We start from the raw sequence: 4,327 nt of genomic DNA, 5'->3' as shown, positions 1-4,327 counted from the left end.
CATGTGCATGGAGCCGCCCTTGCCCTTGGAATAGCCCCCTTCGCGCCCCGTCAGTTCGGCCATCACGCCGTTGGGGTCCATGCCGCAGGCCAGCATATGGCCGTGGTCGCGGTAGGTGGTGATGCGGCTGTCGCCTTCCTCTGCCGCGGCTTCCAGCCCGACGACGACCGCCTCCTGCCCGATATAGAGGTGGCAGAACCCGCCGATCAGGCCCATGCCGTAAAGCTGGCCTGCCTTTTCCTCGAAACGGCGTATCAGCAGCATGTCGCGGTAATATGCCTTCAATTCGTCGCCGGAGACATCATTCTTCCGGCTCGTTTTCTTGGCAGCCATCGGCGCCCTCCCTCTCGCTGCGCGATCGTCCGCAGATAGTTTAGCGTTAAACTATCATTTAACGGATTCGAGACAGGAAGGCGAGGGGGTTTGTCCGGACCGGGCGAAGATCAGTGAATTACGATCTCGTCCGTGCGCACCATGCCCAGCACCTTGCGGGCGCGTTCGTCCAGCAGGTCGAGGTCGAGGTAATTGTCGGACAACCGATGCGTCAGGTTTTCCATCCGCGCCACATCGGCCCGCACGGTTTCGAGTTGGGCGCGCAGGTTCTGCGTTTCGGCCAGAATCTCGGCCCGGCGGAACAGGCCGAAATCGCCCTGAACGGCGGCAAAGGTGAAATAGAGGCTGAGCGCGAAGGCGATCGCGAAGAAAATCAGGGTGCCGAACGCCGGCCGGGGGGAACGTGTCATGCTGTGCCTCTGTCGCCTCTTACCGGGCGTGGGGCGACTATGGCACAGCGAAATCGTCTTGTGAATCCCTTAACTTGACGCAGGGTCCGATGATCGGCGGGCCGCCGCGCAGGCTGGCCCGTCCCCTCAGTGATCGAGCGCGGCCACCCCGGGCAGGGTCTTGCCTTCCATCCATTCGAGGAAGGCGCCCCCGGCGGTCGAGATATAGGTGAAATCATCCGCCGCCCCCGCCTTGTTGAGTGCGGCAACCGTGTCACCACCCCCCGCCACGGAAACGAGCGTGCCTGCCCGGGTGCAGGCGGCGGCGCGCTGTGCCGCGGCGATGGTGGCGCCGTCGAACGGGGTGATCTCGAACGCGCCGAGGGGGCCGTTCCAGATGAGGGTTTTCAGCCCCTCGATGGCTTCCGCGATCTGCGTGATGCTCTCGGGCCCCGCGTCGAGCACCATCTGCCCGTCTTCCAGTTCGGTGTCGGGGGTCAGGTGCAGCACCTCATGCGGGGCATCTGCCGCGAATTCGCGTGCCACCAGCCCGTCCACCGGCAGGATCACCCGGCAGCCCGCGCTTTCGGCGCGGCTCAGGATATCGCGGGCGGTTTCGAAAAAGTCCGGCTCGCTGAGCGACGCGGCAAGCTGCGCGCCGCTGGCGGCGAGAAAGGTGTTGGCCATGCCGCCGCCGATGATCAGCACATCGAGTCGGGAGACCAGATTTTCCAGCAGTTCGATCTTGGTCGAGACCTTCGCCCCGCCGACGACAGCCCCCACGGGGCGCTGCGGATGCGACAGCGCCGACTCCAGCGCGGAAAGTTCGGCCTGCATCAACCGCCCGGCACAGGCGGGCAGCAGCCGGGCGACGGCCTCTGTCGAGGCATGGGCGCGATGGGCGGCGGAAAAGGCATCGTTGCAATAGATGTCACCCAGACCGGCCAGCCGGCGGGCGAGGCCCTCGTCATTGGTCGTCTCGCCGGGATGGAAGCGGATATTTTCCAGCAGCAGCACGTCGGCAGCGCGCGCCTCCTCGGTCGGGTTTTCGGCGGCGTCCAGCGTTTCCACCAGCACGACCTTGCGGCCCAGTGCATCGCGCAGCGCGGGCAGGACCTGCCCAAGGCTCATGTCGAGGTTCACCTTCCCCTTGGGCCGCCCGAAATGGGCCAGCAGGATCGGCTTGCCGCCGCGCGCGAGGATGTCATGAACGGTGGGCACGATGCGTTCGATCCGGGTGGCGTCCGACACCTTGCCGTTTTCCATCGGAACGTTGATGTCCACCCGCACGAGCACGCGCTTGCCCTGCAGTTCCATGTCGTCCAGCGTCTTCCAGCCCATCGCGTCGTCCTCTCCATCGTTTGGGCGTGTTTTGCCCCAAAGCGGCGGAAGGTCAATGCACGTGCTTGGCAATCGCTCCCAAGCCTCCTAGGTATCACGGCAACCCTAGTCAGAAGGAGACCGGCATGGCCGAGATCAAGGACCCCGAGAACACGATACTGATGGAGCTGAAGGGCGGCACCGTCACCATCCAGCTGCTGCCGGACGTGGCGCCGAAGCACGTGGAGCGCATGAAGGAACTGGCGCGCGCCGGTAAATACGACAACGTGGCCTTTCACCGCGTGATCGACGGTTTCATGGCCCAGACGGGCGATGTGGCCAATGGCAACATGGAAGAGGGTTTCAACCTGCGGGCCGCCGGAACGGGCGGTTCCGACCTGCCGAACCTGCCGGCTGAATTCTCCAAAGTGCCCCATGCGCGCGGCAGCCTCGGTGCGGCGCGGTCGGCCAATCCCGACAGTGCGAACAGCCAGTTCTTCATCAACTTCAAGGACAACGATTTCCTCAACGGTCAGTACACTGTCTACGGGCAGGTGATCGACGGGATGCAACATGTGGATGCCATCACCCGGGGCGAGCCGCCTGCGGATCCTGACCGCATGATCAGCGTGAAGGTGGCCGCCGATGCGTAATCTTCTCACCTCCGCTGCCGTCACGCTCGCCCTGACCGGGGCGGCCTTCGCTACCGAGATGCAGATCGAGGTTGCGGGCGAAGCCGAGGGCACGATCACCGTCGATCTGCTTGAGGACGTGGCCCCCCAGCATGTCGAACGGTTGACCACGCTGGCACGCGAAGGCGCCTATGACGGCGTTGTGTTCCACCGCGTGATCGACGGCTTCATGGCCCAGACCGGCGATGTGCAATTCGGCCGTCAGGACGGCGACACCGCCCGCGCTGGCATGGGCGGCTCCGAAATGCCGAATCTCGCCGCCGAGTTTTCCGACATTCCCTTTGACCGGGGTGTCGTGGGCATGGCGCGCAGCCAGGATCCCGACAGCGCCAACAGCCAGTTCTTCATCATGTTCGACGAAGGGCATTTCCTGAACGGCCAATACACGGTGGTCGGTCGCGTGACCGAGGGGCTCGATGTGCTGGACGCGATCAAGCGCGGCACCGGGGCCAATGGCGCGGTCGTGGGCGAACCCGACCGGATGGAGAGCGTCACCATCACGGAATGACGCGGGTCATTCACCTTTGCGTGGGGCGGGCTGACAGACCCGCCCCCGCTGCGGCAGACTTGAGGGATGATCAGATCCCTCGCCCTTGCGCTCCCGCTCCTTTGTGCGCCGCTGCTGGCCGCCGCCAATCCCGATTTCTGGAAATCGGAATGGCCGCGCACTGATTTTTCCAAGACCAGTGTCGAAAGCTGGACCGAGATCATATCGGGCGGTCCTGGCAAGGACGGGATACCGGCGCTCGATGATCCGCAGTTCATCGAAGCCTCCGCCGAGACGCGGATCGGCCCACGTGAGCCTGTCATCACCGTCGCGATGGACGGCGCGCGCGCCCGCGCGTACCCGATCCGCTATCTGACATGGCATGAAATCGTCAACGATACGGTGGCGGGTATTCCCGTCGCCGTCACCTTTTGCCCGCTGTGCAACTCCGGCCTGACCTTCGACCGGCGGGTCAATGGCGAGGTGCTGCGCTTCGGCGTCACCGGCAAGCTGCGCTATTCCGACATGGTGATGTATGACGAGCAGACCCAGAGCTGGTGGCAGCAGGCGGTAGGCCAAGCCATTGTGGGCGAACTGACCGGCACGGTGCTGCAATCCGTCCCTACGTGGATGGAAAGCTGGGAGGAATTCCGCAGCCGTGAATCCGACGGGTTGGTGATGGCGGAACCGGCCTACAACCGCTCCTACGGGCGCAATCCCTATGCGGGCTACGACAGTCTCAACCGGCCCTTCCTTTACAGTGGCGAAGCACCGCCCCACGGGATCGAACCGCTTTCCCGCGTCGTGCGGGTGGGGGACCGGGCCTGGCCGCTGGACCGTCTGTCGAAGGAGCAGCAGATCTCTGAAGCCGGTGTGCAGATCAGCTGGCAGGCGGGACAGGCCTCCGCCCTGGATTCGGCCGAGATCGACAAAGGCAAGGACGTGGGCAGCATCCGCGTACGCGACGCGCAGGGCCGCGATCTTCCCCATGACGTGATGTTCGCCTTTGCCTTCGATGCCTTCTGGCCCGAAGGCGAATGGATGCTCGGCCGCTGAGGGCGCGCGCCCCGTTTGCGCGGGGAGAGTTGGTTCAGAACGAGAAAGGC

General features: G+C 64.7%; 6 protein-coding genes. 3 read left to right on the top strand and 3 right to left on the bottom strand.

Translation table 11 applies throughout. The annotated features are described in order from the left end of the window. The 3 genes from A3728_RS10050 to A3728_RS10040 all read right to left on the bottom strand — a co-directional run. A partial coding sequence (locus A3728_RS10050; protein WP_236630460.1) for a thiamine pyrophosphate-dependent enzyme occupies positions 1-333 on the bottom strand: 333 nt, incomplete at its 3' end. Between the two features lie 110 nt (positions 334-443). Next, the gene (locus tag A3728_RS10045; protein WP_067922898.1) at positions 444-743 is read right to left on the bottom strand and encodes an FtsB family cell division protein; all 300 of its coding nucleotides are present in this window, start codon (positions 741-743) and stop codon (positions 444-446) included. Between the two features lie 126 nt (positions 744-869). Next, the gene (locus tag A3728_RS10040) at positions 870-2,063 is read right to left on the bottom strand and encodes a phosphoglycerate kinase (protein ID WP_067922894.1); all 1,194 of its coding nucleotides are present in this window, start codon (positions 2,061-2,063) and stop codon (positions 870-872) included. A gap of 125 nt (positions 2,064-2,188) precedes the next feature. On the opposite strand from A3728_RS10040, the gene A3728_RS10035 reads away from it, so the two are divergent. The 3 genes from A3728_RS10035 (at position 2,189) to A3728_RS10025 (ending at position 4,277) form a co-directional block, all read left to right on the top strand. Beyond that, a complete protein-coding gene (locus tag A3728_RS10035; RefSeq protein ID WP_067922892.1) occupies positions 2,189-2,695 on the top strand; it encodes a peptidylprolyl isomerase in 507 nt (168 codons plus the stop codon). Beyond that, a complete protein-coding gene (locus tag A3728_RS10030; protein WP_067922889.1) occupies positions 2,688-3,242 on the top strand; it encodes a peptidylprolyl isomerase in 555 nt (184 codons plus the stop codon). The genes A3728_RS10035 and A3728_RS10030 overlap by 8 nt, the downstream gene beginning before the upstream one ends. Positions 3,243-3,308: 66 nt before the next feature. Beyond that, positions 3,309-4,277, top strand: a complete 969-nt coding sequence (locus A3728_RS10025; RefSeq protein ID WP_067922887.1) for a DUF3179 domain-containing protein — start codon at positions 3,309-3,311, stop codon at positions 4,275-4,277. Positions 4,278-4,327 lie beyond the last annotated feature (50 nt).

The sequence above is a fragment of the Sulfitobacter sp. HI0040 genome, from assembly GCF_001634885.1.
GTDB lineage: Bacteria > Pseudomonadota > Alphaproteobacteria > Rhodobacterales > Rhodobacteraceae > Sulfitobacter.
Note: the sequence above shows the minus strand (reverse complement) of the source record. Positions and strands in the feature narration are given on the sequence as shown.

What these genes read in the sequence shown, in the direction of transcription:
- A3728_RS10045 (WP_067922898.1), bottom strand. Translation starts at nt 743, where the DNA reads ATGACACGTTCCCCCCGGCCGGCGTTCGGCACCCTGATTTTCTTCGCG.
- A3728_RS10040 (WP_067922894.1), bottom strand. Translation starts at nt 2,063, where the DNA reads ATGGGCTGGAAGACGCTGGACGACATGGAACTGCAGGGCAAGCGCGTG.
- A3728_RS10035 (WP_067922892.1), top strand. Translation starts at nt 2,189, where the DNA reads ATGGCCGAGATCAAGGACCCCGAGAACACGATACTGATGGAGCTGAAG.
- A3728_RS10030 (WP_067922889.1), top strand. Translation starts at nt 2,688, where the DNA reads ATGCGTAATCTTCTCACCTCCGCTGCCGTCACGCTCGCCCTGACCGGG.
- A3728_RS10025 (WP_067922887.1), top strand. Translation starts at nt 3,309, where the DNA reads ATGATCAGATCCCTCGCCCTTGCGCTCCCGCTCCTTTGTGCGCCGCTG.